Genomic DNA, 19,854 nt, shown 5'->3' with positions numbered 1-19,854 from the left:
CACGCCACCGAGCGCGCACACTCGACGCGGGAGGCGTGAGGACTCCTAGACTCACCGCGTGGACTTCTACTCCGCCTACGACCAGGGATTCGCCCGGGTGGCCGCCTGCACCGTGCCGGTCGCGCTCGCGGACCCCGCGACGAACGTCCAGCACGTCCTCGAGCAGGCCCGCGCCTGCCACGACGAGGGCGTGGCGGTGGCGGTGTTCCCCGAGCTCGGCCTGAGCGGGTACGCCGTGGACGACCTGTTCCTCTCCGACGCCCTGCTGCGCGCGGTCGAGGACGCGATCGTCGACCTCGCCGTCGCCTCGGCGGACCTGCGCCCGGTGCTGGTCGTCGGAGCGCCGATCGTCCACCGCAACCGCGTCCTCAACTGCGGCGTGGTGGTGCACGGCGGACGGGTGCTCGGCGTGGCGCCCAAGTCCCACCTGCCGACCTACCGCGAGTTCTACGAGCGCCGCTGGTTCGCGCCCGGCGACGACCTCGCCGGGCAGCACGTCCGCCTGGCCGGGGAGGACGTGCCGCTCGGGCCGGACCTCATCTTCAGTGCCGCCGACCTGCCGGGCCTGGACCTGCACGTGGAGGTGTGCGAGGACCTGTGGGTGCCGGTGCCACCCAGCGCCGAGGCGGCGCTGGCCGGGGCCACGGTGCTCGCCAACCTCTCGGCCAGCCCGATCACCATCGCGCGCGCCGAGGACCGCCACCTGCACGCCCGCAGTGCGAGCGCCCGTTGCAACGCGGCGTACCTCTACGCCGCGGCCGGGGCGGGGGAGTCGACCACCGACCTGTCCTGGGACGGCCAGACCATGGTCTACGAGTGCGGCGAGCTGCTGGGCGAGAGCGAGCGCTTCCCGACCGAGGCGCGGCGTACGGTCGTCGACGTGGACCTGGCGCGGATCCGCGCCGAGCGGCTGCGCCAGGGCACCTTCGACGACAACCGCCGCAGTGTCTCCGGTCGTGGCGCCGGTACGCCGTTCCGCACGATCGCCTTCGACCTCACGCCGCCGATCGGTGACATCGGACTGCGGCGCAAGGTCGACCGCTACCCGTTCGTGCCCGACGACCCCGAGCGGCTCGCGCAGGACTGCTACGAGGCCTACAACATCCAGGTCACCGGCCTGGAGCGGCGCCTGCGGGCGATCGGCGACCCGGTCGTCGTCATCGGCGTCAGCGGCGGGCTGGACTCCACCCACGCCCTGATCGTCGCGGCGCGGGCGATGGACCGCATGGGGCGTCCCCGCAGCGACATCCACGCCTTCACGATGCCGGGGTTCGCGACCGGTGACACGACGAAGTCCTACGCCACGCGGCTGGCGACGGCGCTGGGCTGCACCTTCGCCGAGCTCGACATCACCCCGGCGGCGCGGCAGATGCTGGCCGACCTCGACCACCCTTTCCACGGGGGCGAACCGGTCTACGACGTCACCTTCGAGAACGTGCAGGCCGGGCTCCGCACCGACTACCTCTTCCGGCTCGCCAACCACCGCGGCGGCATCGTGCTCGGCACCGGTGACCTCTCCGAGCTGGCGCTGGGCTGGTGCACCTACGGCGTCGGTGACCAGATGTCGCACTACAACGTCAACGCTGGGGTGCCCAAGACGCTGATCCAGCACCTCATCCGCTGGGTGATCGACACCGGCCAGCTCCACGGTGGCAGCTACGACCGGGACACCGACCTGGTGCTGCAGGAGATCCTGGACCAGGAGATCACCCCCGAGCTCGTGCCGACCGCGGCGGGCGAGCGGCCGCAGTCCACCGAGGCCGCGATCGGGCCCTACGCACTGCAGGACTTCCATCTCTTCCACACGGTGCGGCACGGGGCGATGCCGTCGCGGGTCGCGTTCCTGGCCTGGCACGCGTGGCGCGACGCCACGCAGGGGGAGTGGCCACCCGGCCATCCCGAGGACCACCGACCGGCCTACGAGCTGGCCACGATCCGGCGGTGGCTCGCGGTGTTCCTGCGGCGCTTCTTCTCCTCCCAGTTCAAGCGGTCGGCGTTGCCCAACGGTCCGAAGGTGAGCCCCGGCGGGACGATGTCGCCCCGGGGCGACTGGCGCATGCCCTCCGACGCGGCGGCGACCGCGTGGCTGGCCGACCTCGACAACGTCCCCGACGAGTGAAGCGATGGACTTCCTTCTGGTCAAGTGAAGGTGATACCTTCATTGGCGAGGAATGAAGGTGAGGCCCATGACCGCAACCACCGTTGTCGCCACCGTCATCGGCGACGTCCTGGGATCCCGCGGGGCCGAGGACCGTCCCGCACTGCACGAGGCACTGGCCGCCGCGCTCGCGGAGGTCAATGACGAGACGGACCCGGTCGCCCCGCTCCGCATCACCGTCGGTGATGAGTACCAAGGTGCCTTCGCCGACGTCGGGAGCGCGCTCCGCGCGGCCTTCCGCCTCCGTCTGCGGCTGCAGGAGTCCGCGGACGTCGCCGTCCGCCACGGCGTCGGCTGGGGACCCGTCGAGGTGCTCAGCGAGGAGCCCCGGGTCGAGGACGGCCCCGGCTGGTGGTCCGCGCGGACGGCCATCGAGACCGTCCACGACGCCGAGGAGCGGCCGGCCTCGCGGGCACTGCGGACGGCGTACCACCGCGCCGACGGGTGCCGCGGTCCCGATCCCGCTGCCGTCAACGCCGCGCTGGTCGCTCGCGACCAGCTCGTGGCCGGGCTGGGACCGGAGTCCGTGTCGGTGGTGGGCGGCATGCTCGCGGGCATGAGCCAACGACACCTCGCCGAGCAGCTGGGGGTGAGTGCCTCGGCGGTCTCGCAGCGCATCCGGCGTGACGGCCTGGCCGCGGTGGTGCGGGTCGATGAGCTGTTGGCCGGGCTGGACGACCCCGAGGGGGAGGCATGAGCTGGCTCGGCCTGCTGCTGATCGGCGTCGCCGTCACCGACCTCGGCCACTCCCTGCGTCCACGCCCGTGGCTGCCCGAGATCGCGGGAGCCGCAGCCGTCGTGGTGACCGTCCTCCTCGCGGGACTCGTGGGCCCGTGGGACCTGCTCGCCGCAGCGCTCGTCCTCGTGGTGGTGCTCGGCTGGGCGACGGCCGTGCGCCACGGCCTCGACCGCGACCGGCCGTGGCTGCCGCTGACCCTGCTCGGCGGCGCGGTGACGGCGGCCGTGGCCTGTGCGCCGTGGGCAGGTGAGGGCGGCGGACCGCTCGGGGAGTGGCTCGCCGCGGCGCCGTGGCAGGCGCTCGCGGGCGTGGAGGTGGGCCAGCTGCTGGCCGTGACCGGCGGTCTGCTGGTGCAGTGCTCGACGGGCAACCTGGTGGTGCGTCTGGTCCTGTCCTTGACCGACACCACCAACCCCGTCGACGCCGCCGGCGTCGGCACGGCACTCAAGGGCGGCCGCCTGCTCGGCCCGATGGAGCGCGTGGTCATCCTCGGACTCGGCCTGGCCGGGCAGGTCACCGCCGCGAGCCTGGTCATCGCGGCCAAGGGCCTGATCCGGTGGCCGGAGATCCAGTCCTTCCGTCGCTCCGACGGCGGCCCCTCGATCACCGACGTCACCGAGTACTTCCTGCTGGGCAGCTTCGTGTCGTGGCTGGTCGCGCTCGCCACGCTCGTGCTGGTGATGCCGTGACGCCGCAGGGCACGACACCCCGCGACGGGCCGTGCTTGCACCTCACACGGTGTCAGGTCCTGGAGTGGTCCTCGTCATGTTGAGTATCGGAGAGTTCGCACGCTTTGCCGGGGTGTCGGTGCGCATGCTGCGCCACTACGACTCCCTCGGCCTGTTGTCGCCGTCGCGGGTCGACCCGTTCTCGGGGCACCGCTCCTACGACCCCGCACTGCTGGCGCGGGCCGACGCGTTGGTCGCGTTCAAGGAGCTGGGCTTCAGCCTCGAGCAGGTCGGTGCGTTGCTGGACCGCGGCGAGGAGCCCGAGCAGCTGCTCGCGCTCCTGGCGCGGCGACGCGACGAGCTGCGGGACCAGCTGCGGCAGGACCGCCGGCGCCTCGGCGAGGTCGAGCGACGTCTCCGGATGATCGAAGGAGGCACCATGTCCACACTGGAGTACGTCGAGAAGCCGCTACCCGCGCTGCGGCTGGTCCAACGGACCGGTCGGGTCGAGGACGTGGCCGAGATCGGCCAGCGGATCGGCCCGATGTTCGAGCAGCTCTACGCCGACCTCGGGGCGGCCGGGCTGACGCCCACGGGGCCCTCGGTCGCCTGGTATGCCCCGGACGGCGACGGCATGCGGTTCGCCGCGGCCGCTCCGCTGACCGAGGGAGCACTCGCCGACGCCGAGGTCACCGACCTCCCGGCGATCCCGCGTGCGGTCACCGCGACCTACCGCGGTTCCATGGCCGGCATCGGTGCCGCGTGGCAGGAGCTGAGCCGCCACGTGGCCGAGTCCGAGCACGAGTTCGCCGGCCCGTGCCGTGAGGTCTACCTCGACATGCCCGAGGGCGACCCCGACGGCTGGGTCACCGAGCTGCAGCAGCCGGTGGCCTGAGGCGTCTGGCGGCTGGGCCTCGGATGCCCGCGGCGTCCGAGGCCCTAGGCTGCTGGCATGAGCAAGCAAGAGGACTTCGTGCTGCGGGCGCTCGAGGAACGAGACGTCCGATTCGTCCGGCTGTGGTTCACCGACGTGCTCGGTTCGCTGAAGTCGGTCGCGGTCGCGCCCGCCGAGTTGGAGGGCGCCTTCGCCGAGGGGATCGGCTTCGACGGCTCCGCGATCGAGGGCTTCGCCCGCATCTACGAGTCCGACATGCTCGCCCTGCCCGACCCCTCGACGTTCCAGATCCTGCCGTGGGCCAGTGAGGGCCCGGCGACCGCGCGGATGTTCTGCGACATCGTGATGCCGGACGGGTCGCCCTCCTACGCCGACCCGCGCAACGTGCTCAAGCGCACCCTGGAGAAGGCCGGCGACAAGGGCTTCACCTTCTACACCCACCCCGAGATCGAGTTCTACCTCCTCGACGACGCGCCGCAGCGCGGCCGCGTCCCGGTCCCCGTCGACCGCAGCGGGTACTTCGACCACACCGCCCACTCCCACGGCACCGACTTCCGCCGCGAGGCGATCTCGGTGCTGGAGGCCATGGGCATCTCGGTCGAGTTCAGCCACCACGAGGCCGGGCCGGGACAGCAGGAGATCGACCTGCGCTACGCCGACGCGCTCTCGACCGCGGACAACATCATGACCTTCCGCAGCGTGATCCGCGAGGTCGCCCTGAGCCAGGGCATCTGGGCGACGTTCATGCCCAAGCCCTTCACCAAGCACCCCGGGTCGGGCATGCACACCCACGTCTCGCTGTTCGAGGGCGACCAGAACGCCTTCCACGAGGCGGGCGCGGAGTACCAGCTCTCCAAGGTCGGCCGGCAGTTCATCGCCGGCATCCTGACCCACGCCAAGGAGATCACCGTGGTCACCAACCAGTGGGTGAACTCCTACAAGCGCACCATGTTCGGCGGCGAGGCCCCCTCCCACGTGTGCTGGGGGCACAACAACCGCTCCGCCATGGTGCGCGTGCCGATGTACAAGCCCAACAAGGGGCCGTCCACGCGCATCGAGCTGCGCACCGTCGACGCCGCCTGCAACCCCTACCTCGCCTTCGCGGTCATGCTCGGGGCGGGCCTGAAGGGCATCGAGGAGGACTACGACCTCCCGCGCGAGGCCGAGGACGACGTGTGGTCGCTCAGCGACCGCGAGCTCGAGGCCCTCGGCATCGAGCCGCTGCCCAAGAGCCTCAACGAGGCCATCCACGTCGCCGAGTCCTCCGAACTGCTGGCCGACACCCTCGGCGAACAGGTCTTCGACTACTTCCTGCGTAACAAGCGCAAGGAGTGGGACGACTATCGCGGACAGGTCTCCAGCTACGAGCGGGACCAGATGCTGCCGGTGATCTGAGCCCATGACGCGGCTGACCCGACGCAGCGAGGTCCTGCGAGTCGGCTTCACCGACGTCGACGCCGCCACGGACGCGCTCGCGCGGTTGGGCGCCGACGGGGAGCCGCTGCTGGGTCACTTCGACCGGACGGCCGACCCCGACCTCGCACTGGCCGGCCTGGTCCGGCTCGCCGACGCGGTCGAGGACCGCGCCGACTTCCTCGGTCACCTGGCCGAGGACCCGGACGCCGCGACCCGGCTGCTCGCGGTGCTGGGTGCCAGCACCGCGCTCTCGGACCACCTGGTCACGCACCCGCAGCACTGGCGAGACCTCACCGATCCGACGCTGGCCACGACCCGCGTGCCGGCGTTCGCGATGCGGGCATCGTTGCTTGACGCGGTCGGGGCGGACCCGGGCGACGAGGCACCGGTGGCGACGGTGCCCGACGCGGAGGCGGTCGACGCCCTCCGCGTGGACTACCGGCGCCAGCTGATGCTGCTGGCGGCGCGGGACCTGGCCCACGACGTACGCGTCGACGACGTGGCCGCCGAGCTCGCCGACCTCGCGGCGGGCACCCTGGAGGCGGCGCTGGCCCTCGCGCGGCAGCACGTGGGCGAGGACGCCCGGACGGTCAGCCTCGCCGTGATCGGCATGGGCAAGTGCGGTGGGCACGAGCTCAACTACCTCTCCGACGTCGACGTCGTGTTCGTCCACGAGCCGGTCGGCGAGACCGATGAACAGGATGCCGCTCGCATCGCGGCGAAGCTCGCCTCCCACCTGATCCGGACCTGCTCCACCCCGACGCGCGAGGGCAGCATCTGGGAGGTCGACGCCGCGCTGCGTCCCGAGGGCAAGGCGGGTCCGCTGAGCCGGACGCTCGCCAGCCACGAGCGCTACTACGAGCGCTGGGCCGAGCCGTGGGAGTTCCAGGCGATGCTCAAGGCCAGGCCCGTGGCCGGCGATCGCGACCTCGGCACGCGGTTCGTCGCCATGGTCGATCCGCTGGTGTGGTCGGTGGCCGAGCGCGACGGCTTCGTCGACGCCGCCCGCGCCATGCGGCGGCGGGTCGTCGACCACATCCCGGCCCGGTCGGTCGCGCGTGAGCTCAAGCTCGGTGAGGGTGGGCTGCGCGACGTGGAGTTCGCGGTCCAGTTGCTGCAGTTGGTGCACGGACGCGCCGACGAGCGGATCCGGCAACCCACCACGCTCAGTGCGCTGCACGAACTCACCCAGCACGGCTACATCGGCCGCAAGGACGGGGAGGCGCTCCACGAGGCCTACGCCTTCCTGCGGCGCCTGGAGCACCGCATCCAGCTGCACCGCATGCGGCGCACCCACCTGGTGCCCGAGGACCCGCGGGTCCTGCGACTGCTCGGGCGCAGCCTGGGGTTTGCGGCCCAACCGGCCGAGGAGGTCGAGCGGGCGTGGGAGCACCACCGGCGCGAAGTCACCCGACTGCACCAGAAGATCTTCTACCGGCCGCTGCTCAATGCCGTCGCGCGCATCGCCGGTGACGAGGTACGGCTCTCCTCCGACGCCGCGGCCGACCGCCTCAAGGCCCTCGGGTACGGCGACCCCACGGCCGCCCTGCGCAACCTCGACGCGTTGACCGCGGGCGTCTCCCGCACTGCGACCATCCAGCGCGCCCTCCTGCCGGCGATGCTCCAGTGGTTCGCCGAGGGGGCCAATCCCGACGCCGGGCTCTTCGGGTTCCGCCGGATCAGCGAGACCCTCGGCCGGACCCCGTGGTACCTCAAGACACTGCGGGACGAGGGGCAGGTCGCCGAGCGTCTCGCCACCCTGTTGGCGACCTCGCGCTACTGCACCGACCTGCTCGAGCGGGAACCGGCCGGCGTACGCCTCCTCGGTGGTGACCTGCAGCCGCAGCGCGGCGAGGACGTGGTGGGGGAGATGCTCGCCACCGGACGCCGCCAGGACGACCCCGGTGAGGCGGTCCGTGCCGTCCGCGCCGTACGCCGCCGCGAGCTGCTGCGCATCGCCGCCGGCGACGTGCTGGGGCTGACCGAGGTCGCCGAGGTCGAGCGCGGTCTCTCCTCGCTCACCGATGCCACGCTCGAGGCGACGCTGACGGTGGTCGAGGAGGCGGTGCGACGGGAGAAGGGCATCGATCGTGCGCCCACCCGCTTCGCGATCATCGCCATGGGGCGTTACGGCGGCTTCGAGCTGTCCTACGGCAGCGATGCGGACGTCATGTTCGTGCACGACCCCGAGGAGGGGGCGGAGCCGGAGGAGGCCGCCTCCTTCGCGCAGGCGGTGGCGAACGAGCTGCGGCGCACCCTGGGCGCCCCGGGCAGTGATCCGCCGCTGGAGGTCGACGCCGACCTGCGTCCCGAGGGGCGACAGGGGCCGCTGGTGCGGACGCTGGACTCCTACGCGGGCTACTACGCGAAGTGGTCGGAGGTCTGGGAGGCCCAGGCGCTCCTGCGGGCGGACGCAGTGGTCGGTGATGACGGTCTGCGCCAGCGGTTCATCGCGATGATCGACCCGCTGCGCTACCCCGAGGGCGGTCTGAGCGAGAAGGACATCACTGAGATCCGGCGGATCAAGGCGCGGGTGGACAACGAGCGGATGCCGCGCGGCGTGGATCCGAAGATGCACCTCAAGCTCGGGCGCGGGGGACTCGCCGACATCGAGTGGACCGTGCAGCTGCTGCAGTTGCGCCACGGCGCAGCGGTGGCCGACCTGCGCACGCCGCGCACCCTTGCCGCACTGGACGCCGCCCGCGAGCACGGTCTGCTCACCGAGGAGGACGCGGGCACCCTGCTCACCGCGTGGCGCATGGCCAGCAGGCTGCGCAACGCGGTCACCCTCGCCCGGGGGAAGGCGGCCGACCACGTGCCGCGGGACTCCACCGAGCGCCGCGCCGTCGCCCAGATCATGGGCTTCTCCGCCCTCGAAACTGATGCAATGATCAACGACTACCTGAAGGCGACACGGCGGGCCCGGCGAGTGGTCGAGCACCTTTTTTGGGGATGAGGGTCCATAGTTGCGACGTCGTTGCTCTCGTGTGCCATGATGTCGTCGTCGGGCCGTGACCGACCCCCCCAGAGGTCACGGCCCGACTCCTTTTTTCCTCCGGGGCCGCACGACGAGCAGGTGCCATGAGCCACGCCGAACTGCTCGCCGTCGCGGTGGCGCTGGCGATGGACGCCGTGGCGGTGTCGTTGGCGCTCGGCCTGCAGCTGCAGCGTCCGGACCGACGTGTCGCCCTGCTGGCGGCGGCCATGTTCGGCGGCTTCCAGGGCCTTATGCCGGTGCTCGGGTGGGGCCTGTCGTTCTGGTTCGCCGACGCGGTCTCGGCGGTGACGCCGTGGGTGGCCTTCGTGCTGCTGGCGCTGATCGGCGGAAAGATGGTGCTGGAGGGGATCCGTGACGAGACGGAGGACGCCTTCGGCGACGTCACCGTGCTGGTCCTGCTGCCGCTGGCGATCGCGACCTCGATCGACGCCGCCGCGGTCGGGGTGACCTTCGCCTTCCTCGACGTCGCGGTCCTGCCCGCCGTGGTCCTCATCGGCGTGGTGACCTTCGTGCTCTCCCTCGGCGCGGTGCTGCTCGGCGCGCGCGTCGGCGAGCACCTCGGTCGGTGGGCGACCCTGGCCGGCGGGACGGTGCTGGTGCTCATCGGGCTGCGGATCCTGCTCGCCCACCTGCTCTGAGCACGGACCGGTGTGTCAGTAGCTGCGGGGGAGCTTGAGCATCTGCGTGCCGATGTGGGCCAGGATCAGCTCCTCGGCGACGGGGATGTTCTTGCCGATCCGCGCGTCACGGAAGAGTCGCTCGATCGGGTACTCCTTGGAGTAGGCCATCCCGCCGAAGGTCTGGAACGCCCGGTCCGCCGCTTCCCACGCCACCTGGGCTCCGGTGAGCTTGGCGACGTTGGTCTCGTTGCCGCAGGGGCGGCCCTGGTCGAAGAGCCATGCCGCCTTGTAGGTCATGAGCCGTGCGAGCTCGGTCTTGGCCTTGAGCTGGGCGAGCGGGAACTGCACCCCCTGGTTGGCGCCGATCGGCCGCCCGAAGACCTCGCGCTCGCGCGCGTACTCCGCGGCCAGGCGCAGGGCGACCTCGGCGCCGCCCACGCCGCCGGCTGCGGCGAGGATCCGCTCGGGGTTGAGCACGTCCCACAGCACCGGGAACCCCTCGTCGACAGCGCCGATGACGTTGCTGAGTGGCACCCGGACGTCGTCGAAGTACACCTGGCTGGAGGTCACGACGTTGCCGCCGAGCTTGGGGATCGGGGCGTACTCCAGCGTGCCGGCGGCGAGCGCCTCCGGTACGTCGACCAGGGCGAGGGTGAAGCCGCCCGTCCGCGACCCCAGCTTGTCCTGCGCCTCGTCGGCGGGCGTGGTGCGGGCGACCACCAGCATCCAGCGAGCGTTCTCCACGCCCGAGATCCAGACCTTCTGGCCCTTGATGACCAGCTCGTCGCCGTCGACGCGTCCGGAGGTCGTGATCTCGATCGCGTTCGAACCGGCGTCGGGCTCGGTGAGCGCCATGCAGAACTGCGTCTCTCCCGTCGCCACGCCGGGGAGGATCTGCTGCTTCTGTTCCTCGGTGCCGTGACGGGCCAGTGTCATCGCACCGAACCCGGGGGTGAGGATGTAGAGGAAGATCCCCGCCGTGCCGCCGGAGGCGGCGAGCGTCTCGCACGCGACGGCGAGCTCGAGCATGCCGGCGCCACCGCCGCCGTACTCCTCGGGGATGCACAGGCCGATCCAGCCGCCGTCGGCGAGGTCCTGCCACGCCTCGGTGGGGAAGCGGTGCTCCTCCTCGCAGCGCGACCAGTACTCGTGGTCGTACTTGGCGGCGACGGCGGCGACGCCGTCGCGCACGGCGACGGCGGTCTCGGGGAGGTCGAAGTCCATGGTGAGACATCCTTCGGGGTGGCGCTTGTTGGCGGAGTGCCAATAATAGGATGGAGTCGGCAGGGATTCCAGAGAGGGTGGAGCGATGACGGCGCAACGAGTGGTGCGGGGCAGGCGGCTGCCGCCGGACGAACGGCGCGAGCAGATCGTCGACTGCGCCGAGGCGCTCTTCGCCAACCGCGCCTACGCCGACGTGTCCACGACCGAGATCGCCCGACGGGCGGGCGTCGCCCGCGGCCTGCTCAACCATTACTTCGGCGACAAGCGATCCCTCTACCTCGAGGTCGTACGCCGGTCGGCGCTGCTGACGCCGTTGGAGGATCTGGTGGTCGCCGAGGGCCCGCTGGCCGAGCGCGTCGACCAGAGCGTGGCATGGTTCCTGGACTCCATCGAGCCCCACCGGACGACGTACCTCACGGTGAGCGGAGCGGTCGGGCTCGGGGAGGACCCCGAGGTCACCGCGATCCTGGACGAGGCGGCCGACCTCGCGGCCCGCCGCGTCCTGGAGATGGTCGGGGTCGACGCCGAGGACGAGACCGCGCGTGCCGTCATGCGCGCCTACGGCGGCCTGGTGCGCGAGTCCATCCGCGAGTGGTCCCGCGGCGGCCGGCTGACGCGCGACCAGGCGCACCACCTGTTGTGCGAGGCGCTGCTCGCCATCGTGGAGCGGGTGCTGCCGAGGACCTGACGCCCCCGGCAGCACCCGTACGCCGCGGCTCGGGTCAGCGGACCCGTAGCAACGCCCCGGGACCGAACAGCGGGCCGACCACGCGGATCTGGTGGCCGCGCACGTCCACCCCGCCCGGGATCATCAGCTGGTCGGGCGCGATCTCCCGGGTCCACGTGCGGTGGCCCCGCTTGCCGACGAGGTACAGCCCACCGACCTCGGCACCGGGGGCACCGAACTCCAGCGGCAGCCACCCGGCCTTGGACAGGCTGAGGGCATAGATGCCGCGACTGCCCGTCGCCAGGTCGGTGATGGAGGTCAGGCCGTCGGCGTAGCGGGTGCAGCGCCCCCGCCACCAGCGCTCGGAGTCACAGACCGCATCGGTGCTGCCCGGCTTGATCCGCCAGATCTGGGAGGTGCCCGGTGTCGCCGGGAAGCCGCGCAGCTCGCCGACGTACCAGTAGCCGTCCTTGCCGACCGTGACCGACGTCGGGACCGACTCGGCCGGGATGGGCGTGCCGGCCGGGGGCAGCGGCCCGCCCTCCTCCGGCGGCACCTCCGGCAGCCCCTCGGGGGTCTCGACGACTCGCGGGGTGAACCGGGCCACCGTCTTGATGCGACCGCCCGGCCACACCCGCAGCAGGTCGTTGCCGGCCGCGTCCGCGACCAGCACCGTGCCGTCCTTGAGAGCGGCGAGCCCGAACGGGTTGCTCTCCTCGGGATGGCCCTCCTGGTCGTAGGGGTCCAGGTCGCGGGCCTGGTAGGCGCCGATGTCGGCCACCGGGCGCGGTGCCGACCAGCCCCAGCGCCACTTGTAGAGGGTCGGGCTGGCTGCGGGCTCGGCGTCGGTGCCCAGCTCCGGCACGGTCTCCTCCTCCGGTGGCCCGGCCGCACCGACCAGCAGGTAGATGGTGCCGTGGCGGCCCTGGGCGATCGCCGGCGGGATGCCGCTGGGCACCGTGCCGAGCTCGATCACCTTCGCGGGGCCGCGCTTGCGCTCGATGACCAGGCTGAAGGCACCGCCGGTCTCGGTCACCAGGGTCTTGCCGCGCCCGACGATGTCGACCCCGCGAGGGCCGTCGAGCTCGGTGATGGTCTGCGGGGTCGCGCCGTTGCCGCCGTGACCGTGTCCTGCCAGTGCCGGGGCGCCCGCCGTCGCGAGTGCGAGGGCGGCCACCCCCGTTCCGATCCGTACCGCCGTCCTGTTCATGCGGAGTCCTTTGGTCTGCGCGGGGGGACCGTCCTCCCAGAGATCATTGGGCGACCAACCGGTGCGGTTGTCATCGCCGATTTGGGAGAGGACGCGCGGTCCCACGCAGGACGGAGGTCACCCGGCCGGCAGCGGTACGCCGCCGGGTGGCTCCGGGCTCAGGCCTCGCGGTCGGCCAGGGCGTCGGTGAGCAGCGCGGCGAGCGCCTCGAGGCGGATGTCCTCGGTCGAGGCGATCTCCTCGCCGGACCCGTCCAGCGCTCGTGCTGCCAGCCCCGCCTTGGCGTCGATCAGACCGGCGATCCGCGCGTCGATCGTCTGCGCGGCGATCATCCGCCACGCCGTGACCGGCTCGCTCTGGCCGATGCGGTGGACGCGGTCGATCGCCTGGGTCTGCTCGGCGTCGGTCCACGACAGCTCGGCGAGCACGACGTCGGAGGCGACCTGCAGGTTGATGCCCACGCCGGCCGCGGTGAGCGAGCAGACGATGACCTGCACCTCGGGGTCCTCGGTGAAGGCGCGGATCGCCTCCTCGCGGGCGGCCTTGGTCTGGTCCCCCCGGATCTCGGTGTAGCCCACGTCGCGCTTGGCGAACACCTCACCCGCGGCGTCCATGACGTCGAGGTGCTTGGCGAAGAAGACGACCTTGCCGGCGCTGCGGGCCAGCTGGGCGGCGTAGTCCGCCGCCGGGGCGGCCTTGGCGCGGCCGATGGTGCGCACCATCGCGAACACGTTGTCCCCGGACTCGGAGTCGTCGGCGTCGGAGAGCTCCCACTGCGCGACCTGGCGCACCAGGTCCTGGTCCACGCCGTCCTGCTCGCCGCCGCTGCGACGTGTCGCCAGGGCCATCTCGTAGCGCTTGACCAGTCGCTCGGCGAGCTCGCGCTCGGCCTCGCGGATCGAGCGTGCCTCGGCGGCATCCAGCTCGACCGGCAGGTCGGCGATCCGCCGGGCGGGGATGTCGGAGGCGACGTCGACCTTGCGGCGACGGACGATGCCCATGTCCACCACGGCCTGCCGGGCGGCCGGGTAGAAGCCGAGGTCGGCCGGGGTCAGGCCGGTCTCCTCCAGCTTCCCCATGAGTTCACTGCGCGGCTTCTTCTCGTCGATCCAGCCCAGGAACTGCCAGATGTTGAGGAAGTCCTCGATGTCGTTGATCAGGGGCGTGCCGGTCAGCGCCATCATCAGCGGTCGCGCGACGCGCTGCCGGATCCGGTCGGCGACGTCGAGCACGTTCTGGGAGCGCTGGGACTTCTTGTTCTTGATGAAGTGGGCCTCGTCCACGATCATCCCGCGGAACCCGTGCTCGCCGATCCAGTCGACGTGCCGGTCGAGGATCTCGTAGTTGACGACCATGATGTCGGCGAAGCCGTCGACGTTGTCGCCGTCGCCGTGCACGACCGTGACGCTGCGGTGCGGCGTCCACATGCGCGCCTCGTTGGCCCAGTTCTGCTTGACCACGTTGGGCACCACGGCGAGCAGGGGGTAGGCGTCGACGGCCTTGGCCGCGAGCAGCGCCTGCGCGGTCTTGCCCAGACCCGGCTCGTCGGCGAGCAGGAAGGTGCGGTGCCCCTCCGCCACGGCCGCGAGCACGCGCGACTGGTGGGCCATCAGCTCCATGCCCTCGGGCAGCAGCAGCGGCTTCGGCTCGGGCAGCTCCAGGCACGAGGAGGCGCCCGGCTCGGCGTTCTCGAACGACTTCAGCAGCGGCTCGATGAGCTCCCAGCCCATCAGTCGCCGGTCGGTGGACTTCTTCTTCGCCGGGGCGGCGCTGAAGTCCGGCACCATGAACGGGTTGGCCAGTTGGGCCCGGGTGACCGAGGCGGGCGGCGGCGTACGCCGCTCCGGGCGTGGCGTGTCGGTGCCATTGGTGGTCTGCCGCTGGGGCTCGGGAGTCGGCTTGAGGCCGGCGTCGAGCTCCATCTCGCGCTTGAGGCGCCGCGTGGCGTCGCTGACGTCGGCGTCCTCCTGGAGCAGGTCGAACAGCGACGGCTCGCGCGCGGCGGACTGCGCCAGGATCGTGGCGATCCCGTCGAGGCGCTTGAGTTGGGCGTCACGTTGGGAGTCGTTGAGGTCGGCGTCGGACTTGAGCCGGGCCCGCTCCTCCCGCGCGATGAGCGCGATGGCCTGGAAGCGGGTGCGCTCGACCCGTCCTCGCTTGATGGCGTTCTCGACCGAGCGCACCGCCTGCGCGAGGACGGGGATGATCCCCTCGTTGTCCTGCGGGCGGCGACGCCCACGCTGCGCGGACCGGTTGCGACCGGACCTGCGCTGACCTGTTGTGGCCAACCGGTACTCCTTCTCGCACGACACGCTGTCGTCGTCGGCGACGGACCTGCTGCGCTCGGGCTGCCTGCGCCCGGGGCGGGTCCTCGTCACGTGCTCGACCGAGTGGTCGAGCCCTGCGACTCAAGAGTACATCCTCCGGCCTCGTACGTCCCGTCGAGACCACACGTTGGCCCGGCCGTGTCGGTCAGCGGCCCCCGGCCCGGGTCGGGCCGCCGCGACGCTCGTCGCCGTGGCCCTTCCGGTGACCCTTCCCGTTGCCCTGGTGGTGGCCGTGTCCGCGACGGTCCAGCGACACCAGCACCGGGTCGTGGTCGGAGGAGGCCTGGGCGGAGGAGTCGACCGGGTCGTTGTAATAGAGGTGACCGACCGGCGCCCGGGAGTTCACCTGCCACACCTCCGCGTCGGCCACGCGTCGGGCGAGCGAGGGCGAGGCGAATGCGTAGTCGAGTCGGCCGTAGCGTCCGTCGAACTTGTAGGTGAAGGCGTCGTCGCCCTGCTCCTGGACCAGGTCGGTGAAGCCGGCGTCGACGAGCACCTCGATCGGGTCCTCCTCCTCGTAGGAGTTGAAGTCACCCAGCAGCAGGGTGTCCTTCGCGCGGGGGCGGGTGGGGCCGTCCTGGACCCAGTCGACGAGGCGTCGCGCCGCGTGGGTGCGGGTCAGGTTGCAGTTGCCGGTCAGCGCGGTCTCGACGTCCTCGCCGAGGGCGAAGTCGGGGCCGGCGGTGTCGGTGCAGGTCGAGCCCTTCGACTTCAGGTGGTTGACCACGACCGTGACCTTCTGGCGGTCGACCTTGAAGGTCTGCGCCAGCGGCCAACGGTTGTTCTCGGCGTCGCCGCTGAGTTCGCTGTCGATGTCGAACGTCGCGGCCGGGCCCATCGGGCGGGCGCGGTCGGGCTGGTAGATCAGTGCCTGGGCGATCGCGTCGGTCCCGAGTCCGCCACCGCCGAGGCCCTCGGTGGTGAGGTCGCGCTCGCGCGGCTTGATCCAGTCGTAGGTGCCGGCCCCGGCGACGGCGTTGAGCTCGTCGACCAAGGTCTGTGCCGAGGGCACCGTGGTGGGGTCACCGTCGTAGAGGTCCTCGTAGTCGTTCTCGATCTCGATCAGGCCGTAGACCGCGGCGTCCATCTCGGTGATGGCGGCGACGATCTTGTCGGTCTGCCGGCGGAACTGGGCCTCGTTCTGCGCGCCGCGCAGCACCTCGGAGTCACCGAAGGTGTTGAAGTAGTTCAGCACGTTGAAGCTCACGACGTCGTTGCCCTTGCGCAGCTCCGGCGCGGCGGGCACCGGGCTGGTGTCCTCGCTCTCGGGGAAGTCGCGGTCGGGCAGCGGCTCGACCTTGAACTCGTCGAAGGAGTACCCCAGGGCACCGGTGACGCTGCCGGCGCGCATCGTGTCGCCGGCCGAGAGGTCCTCGTCGAAGCGCTCCCACGGGTAGGGGTCGTAGGAGCCGGGTGCCTCCTGCCGGTCGTTGACCTTGAGGAAGGAGGCCGCGTTCTGCTCCAGCAGCGCGGTCGCCGCCGGGTCGTCGGGCGCGAACGCCGACGTGGGCTGCTCCAGCACGTCGGGGTGGGCGAGCCCGAGCTCGCCGAAGGCGTAGGCGGCGAAGAGGCCGCTCACCGCGAGGTCCTGGCTGGTGGTGACCAGCATCGACTCCAGCGCCTCGCGTCCGGCGTCGTCCAGCGGGAGGGCCAGCGGCGTCGGGTCGATCGAGGTCGGCGCGACATCGCAGACCGCGGTCTCGGGTGAGGAGAGCTGGGTGAGGCCGAAGTACGCCGTCACGCGTCCGGTGAGCTCCACGGTGCTGCCCGCCTCGGGCAGCTCTCCGTCGGGCTGGAAGACGAAGAGTCCCTCCGAGGAGGTCGGGTCGTCGTCATGGTCGGCCGGCTCCTCCTGCACGAAGTAGCCGTCCAGGTCGGTGTCGCCCATCGTCACCACGGCGCGGACCGTGTGGGTCTCGCCGTCGAGGGGGGAGTCGTAGCGCTGGGACGGGTCCGCGCCACTGCCCTGGATCGCGCTGATGCGGGTCAGGTCACCGTCGGAGGTGTCGCAGGTGGCCGGTTCCGGCTCGGGGTCCGGGTCGCCGCCACCGTCGGGGTAGGCGCCCAGCTGGTCCACGGTGTCGGCAGGGTGGGAGGTGAACGCGTCGAGGGTGAAGGCGTCCTCGGGTGCGGTGTCCCGGGTGAGGTCGGTACGCCGCAGCGTCACGTCGGCGGCGAAGCTGGTGTCGTCGCCGACCTGTCCGATGCTGTCGAGCACGGCGTCGCTGGCGGCGTCGGCCAGGACGACGGCGTCGTTGCCGTTGAAGTTCACCGCGGACGAGGTGGCGTCCACCTCGCCGGCCAGGGTGAAGCCCTCGTCGTCGTTGAACCGCGGGTTGGCCAGCACGTAGGTGTCGCCGTCCGCGAGCGTCCCGGTGAAGGCATGCGTGGCCGTGGGGCCGTCGGCGAGCGGGCGACCGTTGGAGTAGAGCCGGAACTCGACGTCGGCGAGGTCGACCGCCGCTCCGGTGCCGTTGTAGATCTCGACGGCCTTGTTGAAGCTGGAGCCCTCGACGTACTCGGTGAGGACGAGCCCGTCGGTGGCGGGATCGGCGGCGAGCGCCGGCACGGCGAGGGGGCCGGCCACGAGGGCCAGTCCGCCAACGAGGACGGGGAGGGGAGAGCGCACGAGAACTCCGGGAGGTCGCTGCGAACGGGCCGGCTGGCCCCGGACAGGCTCATCGTGCCCCAAACGGGTGACGAACGGGAGAGCGGCAGGCAGAGTTTCGGTGACGCGATAGGAAGGGGGGCAGCGTCACCGACGCCCACCGCCGCCGCCACCTGCCGGAAAGTGACCACCATGCCCCAGTCGACCTTCGAGCTCTTCGACATCGATTCCCTGCTCTCGGACGAGGAGCGCGCGATGCGCGACACGGTGCGTTCCTTCGTCGAGGCGAAGGTGAGCCCCCACCTGGCGCAGTGGTACGAGGAGGCCGCGATCCCCGCTCGGGACCTCGCCCGCGAGCTCGGCGGGCTCGGCGTGCTGGGGATGCACCTGGAGGGATACGGCTGTGCCGGCACCAGTGCGACGGCGTACGGCCTGGCGTGCCTGGAGCTCGAGGCCGCCGACTCCGGGCTGCGGTCGTTGGTCTCGGTGCAGGGGTCGCTGGCGATGTATGCGATCTGGCAGTGGGGGAGCGAGGAGCACCGGGAGCGGTGGCTGCCCGCCATGGCGGCGGGCGAGGCGATCGGGTGCTTCGGGCTCACCGAGCCCGACTTCGGCTCCAACCCCGCCGGCATGCGGACCCGGGCGGTCGCCGACGGCGACGGGTGGGTCCTCAACGGCACCAAGATGTGGATCACCAACGGCTCGGTGGCCGACGTGGCGGTGGTGTGGGCGCAGACCGAGGAGGGCATCCGCGGCTTCGTCGTGCCGACCGACACCGCCGGGTTCTCCGCGCCGGAGATCACCCGCAAGATGTCGCTGCGGGCCTCGGTGACCAGCGAGCTGGTGCTCGAGGACGTCCGGCTGCCGGCCGATGCTGCCTTTCCCGAGGTGCGGGGCCTGAAGGGCCCGCTCTCCTGCCTCAACGAGGCCCGGTTCGGCATCGTCTTCGGTGCCCTGGGCGCGGCCCGGACCTGCCTGGACACCGCGATCGCGTACGCCGGGGAGCGGGAGATCTTCGACCGCTCGCTGGCGTCCTACCAGCTCACCCAGGCCAAGCTCGCCGACATGTCACTCGAGCTGGGCAAGGGCATGCTGCTGGCGCTCCACCTGGCGCGCAAGAAGGATGCCGGCACGCTCTCCTCGGAGCAGGTCAGCCTCGGCAAGCTCAACAACGTCCGCGAGGCGATCGACATCGCGCGCGAGTGCCGCACCATCCTCGGCGCCGCCGGGATCACGCTGGAGTACCCGGTCATGCGCCACGCCAACAACCTCGAGTCGGTGCTGACCTACGAGGGGACCTCCGAGGTCCACCAGCTGGTCATCGGGCGGGCGTTGACCGGCGAGGCCGCCTTCCGCTGAGGGGGACCGCTCCTCACCTGCCCTCGGCGACGTCCTTGAGCTGGGCGAGACCGCGGTCGAAGTCCTGCCCGACACGCTTGTCGAAGAGCAGCTTGCCGACCACGTGCATCACCGGGTTGCGCTGTCCCGAGTGCGTCCACGCCACGTCGGTGCCGGTGCCGGAGGGCCGAAGGTCGAACACGATCTTGCTGCGCGCCTTGAAGGGGGCGGTGAACTCCAGGTCGATGTCGATCCGCTCCGGCGTGGAGTCGGTGATCTCCATCGTGCCGCTGCCGGCCTTCTTGTTGCCCGACCACTCGTAGCGGGCGCCCACGCCGGCGTCCGGGCCGCGGTAGGTGCGCTGGAGGTCGGGGTCCAGGTCCTCCCACGGCGACCAGCGCTGCCAGGCACGCAGGTCGTTGATCAGCGCGTGCACCGTGGCCTGGTCGGCGACGATGGTGATGCGGTGGGTGCTGGCGAAGTCGGGCATCTGCCGATCCTAGTCCCGCGATGCGCTGCGCGGGAGGGGTGACGAGGGCGGCTGCCGGCGGCCTACGGTGTTGCCATGAGCAAGCGCGGCGACCGGATGACCGAACGCAACGACGGCAGCGTCGAGGCATTCCTCGACGGCGTGACCCCCGAGCGACGCCGCGAGGACGGGTACGCCGCACTTGACCTGCTGAGCCGCGTCACCGGTGAGGAGCCGGTGATGTGGGGAGCGTCGATCGTCGGCTTCGGTCGGCAGCCCTACACGACGGCCGACGGCAAGGAGCGGGAGTGGTTCGCCGTGGGGTTCTCCCCGCGCAAGCAGGCGCTCACCTTCTACGGGCTGACCTACTACGGCTCCCGTGAGGACCTGCTCGATCGGCTGGGTCCGCACACGACCGGCAAGGGGTGCCTCTACGTCAAGCGGCTCGGCGACCTCGACGCGCAGGCGCTGGAGGAGCTGGTCGGGCGCGCCTGGGAGGAGAACCACACCCCCTGAG

15 protein-coding genes are annotated in these 19,854 nt (G+C 71.6%); 10 read left to right on the top strand and 5 right to left on the bottom strand.

Translation table 11 applies throughout. From position 1 onward, the window contains the following. Positions 1 to 58: 58 nt before the first annotated feature. The 7 genes from KUV85_RS06670 (at position 59) to KUV85_RS06640 (ending at position 9,512) form a co-directional block, all read left to right on the top strand. The gene (locus tag KUV85_RS06670) at positions 59 to 2,119 is read left to right on the top strand and encodes an NAD(+) synthase (RefSeq protein ID WP_219962429.1); all 2,061 of its coding nucleotides are present in this window, start codon (positions 59 to 61) and stop codon (positions 2,117 to 2,119) included. Positions 2,120 to 2,186: 67 nt separating this feature from the next. Further along, positions 2,187 to 2,855 carry a SatD family protein gene (locus tag KUV85_RS06665; protein ID WP_219962428.1) on the top strand — a complete coding sequence of 223 codons (669 nt, stop codon included), beginning with the start codon at positions 2,187 to 2,189 and terminating at the stop codon, positions 2,853 to 2,855. Next, positions 2,852 to 3,586: a hypothetical protein gene (locus tag KUV85_RS06660; RefSeq protein ID WP_219962427.1), complete on the top strand. Its 735-nt coding sequence runs from the start codon at positions 2,852 to 2,854 to the stop codon at positions 3,584 to 3,586. Before KUV85_RS06665 ends, KUV85_RS06660 begins: the two co-directional genes overlap by 4 nt. Positions 3,587 to 3,662: 76 nt before the next feature. Then, positions 3,663 to 4,460 (top strand): MerR family transcriptional regulator, encoded by a 798-nt coding sequence (locus tag KUV85_RS06655; RefSeq protein ID WP_219962426.1) that lies wholly within the window; start codon positions 3,663 to 3,665, stop codon positions 4,458 to 4,460. Between the two features lie 57 nt (positions 4,461 to 4,517). After that, on the top strand, positions 4,518 to 5,855 hold the full coding sequence (locus KUV85_RS06650) for a glutamine synthetase family protein (RefSeq protein ID WP_219962425.1): 1,338 nt from the start codon (positions 4,518 to 4,520) through the stop codon (positions 5,853 to 5,855). Positions 5,856 to 5,868: 13 nt separating this feature from the next. After that, positions 5,869 to 8,832 carry a bifunctional [glutamine synthetase] adenylyltransferase/[glutamine synthetase]-adenylyl-L-tyrosine phosphorylase gene (locus tag KUV85_RS06645; protein WP_425299399.1) on the top strand — a complete coding sequence of 988 codons (2,964 nt, stop codon included), beginning with the start codon at positions 5,869 to 5,871 and terminating at the stop codon, positions 8,830 to 8,832. Between the two features lie 125 nt (positions 8,833 to 8,957). After that, a complete protein-coding gene (locus KUV85_RS06640) occupies positions 8,958 to 9,512 on the top strand; it encodes a manganese efflux pump MntP family protein (protein WP_219962423.1) in 555 nt (184 codons plus the stop codon). A 15-nt stretch (positions 9,513 to 9,527) separates the two neighbouring features. On the opposite strand, the gene KUV85_RS06635 is transcribed toward KUV85_RS06640, so the two are convergent. Next, positions 9,528 to 10,718, bottom strand: coding sequence for an acyl-CoA dehydrogenase family protein (locus KUV85_RS06635; protein ID WP_219962422.1), 1,191 nt, complete (start codon positions 10,716 to 10,718; stop codon positions 9,528 to 9,530). A gap of 85 nt (positions 10,719 to 10,803) precedes the next feature. Between KUV85_RS06635 and KUV85_RS06630 the strand changes: the two genes are divergently transcribed. Continuing rightward, positions 10,804 to 11,406, top strand: coding sequence for a TetR/AcrR family transcriptional regulator (locus tag KUV85_RS06630; protein ID WP_219962421.1), 603 nt, complete (start codon positions 10,804 to 10,806; stop codon positions 11,404 to 11,406). A gap of 34 nt (positions 11,407 to 11,440) precedes the next feature. Here the strand turns inward: KUV85_RS06630 and KUV85_RS06625 are convergent, their stop codons facing one another. The 3 genes from KUV85_RS06625 to KUV85_RS06615 all read right to left on the bottom strand — a co-directional run bounded on the left by KUV85_RS06625 (position 11,441) and on the right by KUV85_RS06615 (position 17,509). Next, positions 11,441 to 12,595 (bottom strand): ScyD/ScyE family protein, encoded by a 1,155-nt coding sequence (locus tag KUV85_RS06625; RefSeq protein ID WP_219962420.1) that lies wholly within the window; start codon positions 12,593 to 12,595, stop codon positions 11,441 to 11,443. A gap of 158 nt (positions 12,596 to 12,753) precedes the next feature. After that, positions 12,754 to 14,973, bottom strand: coding sequence for a DEAD/DEAH box helicase (locus KUV85_RS06620; protein WP_219962419.1), 2,220 nt, complete (start codon positions 14,971 to 14,973; stop codon positions 12,754 to 12,756). A gap of 94 nt (positions 14,974 to 15,067) precedes the next feature. Then, entirely contained in the window at positions 15,068 to 17,509 is a 2,442-nt protein-coding gene (locus KUV85_RS06615) for an ExeM/NucH family extracellular endonuclease (protein WP_219962418.1), read from the bottom strand. 213 nt (positions 17,510 to 17,722) lie between these two features. Between KUV85_RS06615 and KUV85_RS06610 the strand changes: the two genes are divergently transcribed. Next, the gene (locus tag KUV85_RS06610) at positions 17,723 to 18,889 is read left to right on the top strand and encodes an acyl-CoA dehydrogenase family protein (RefSeq protein ID WP_219962417.1); all 1,167 of its coding nucleotides are present in this window, start codon (positions 17,723 to 17,725) and stop codon (positions 18,887 to 18,889) included. A 13-nt stretch (positions 18,890 to 18,902) separates the two neighbouring features. Here the strand turns inward: KUV85_RS06610 and KUV85_RS06605 are convergent, their stop codons facing one another. Then, on the bottom strand, positions 18,903 to 19,358 hold the full coding sequence (locus tag KUV85_RS06605; RefSeq protein WP_219962416.1) for an SRPBCC family protein: 456 nt from the start codon (positions 19,356 to 19,358) through the stop codon (positions 18,903 to 18,905). A gap of 75 nt (positions 19,359 to 19,433) precedes the next feature. Here KUV85_RS06605 and KUV85_RS06600 point away from each other — a divergent pair, with 75 nt between their 5' ends. After that, a complete protein-coding gene (locus KUV85_RS06600; protein ID WP_219962415.1) occupies positions 19,434 to 19,853 on the top strand; it encodes a DUF1801 domain-containing protein in 420 nt (139 codons plus the stop codon). Position 19,854 lies beyond the last annotated feature (1 nt).

This window comes from Nocardioides panacisoli (assembly GCF_019448235.1).
GTDB lineage: Bacteria > Actinomycetota > Actinomycetes > Propionibacteriales > Nocardioidaceae > Nocardioides > Nocardioides panacisoli_A.
The sequence above is the reverse complement of the archived record's forward strand: the minus strand, read 5'-3'. Positions and strand labels throughout refer to the sequence as shown.

Bases quoted from the DNA above. Each gene is read 5' to 3' on its own strand.
- KUV85_RS06660 (WP_219962427.1), top strand. From the start codon at position 2,852: ATGAGCTGGCTCGGCCTGCTGCTGATCGGCGTCGCCGTCACCGACCTC.
- KUV85_RS06625 (WP_219962420.1), bottom strand. From the start codon at position 12,595: ATGAACAGGACGGCGGTACGGATCGGAACGGGGGTGGCCGCCCTCGCA.
- KUV85_RS06605 (WP_219962416.1), bottom strand. From the start codon at position 19,358: ATGCCCGACTTCGCCAGCACCCACCGCATCACCATCGTCGCCGACCAG.
- KUV85_RS06640 (WP_219962423.1), top strand. From the start codon at position 8,958: ATGAGCCACGCCGAACTGCTCGCCGTCGCGGTGGCGCTGGCGATGGAC.
- KUV85_RS06655 (WP_219962426.1), top strand. From the start codon at position 3,663: ATGTTGAGTATCGGAGAGTTCGCACGCTTTGCCGGGGTGTCGGTGCGC.
- KUV85_RS06610 (WP_219962417.1), top strand. From the start codon at position 17,723: ATGCCCCAGTCGACCTTCGAGCTCTTCGACATCGATTCCCTGCTCTCG.
- KUV85_RS06665 (WP_219962428.1), top strand. From the start codon at position 2,187: ATGACCGCAACCACCGTTGTCGCCACCGTCATCGGCGACGTCCTGGGA.
- KUV85_RS06650 (WP_219962425.1), top strand. From the start codon at position 4,518: ATGAGCAAGCAAGAGGACTTCGTGCTGCGGGCGCTCGAGGAACGAGAC.
- KUV85_RS06630 (WP_219962421.1), top strand. From the start codon at position 10,804: ATGACGGCGCAACGAGTGGTGCGGGGCAGGCGGCTGCCGCCGGACGAA.
- KUV85_RS06600 (WP_219962415.1), top strand. From the start codon at position 19,434: ATGAGCAAGCGCGGCGACCGGATGACCGAACGCAACGACGGCAGCGTC.
- KUV85_RS06635 (WP_219962422.1), bottom strand. From the start codon at position 10,718: ATGGACTTCGACCTCCCCGAGACCGCCGTCGCCGTGCGCGACGGCGTC.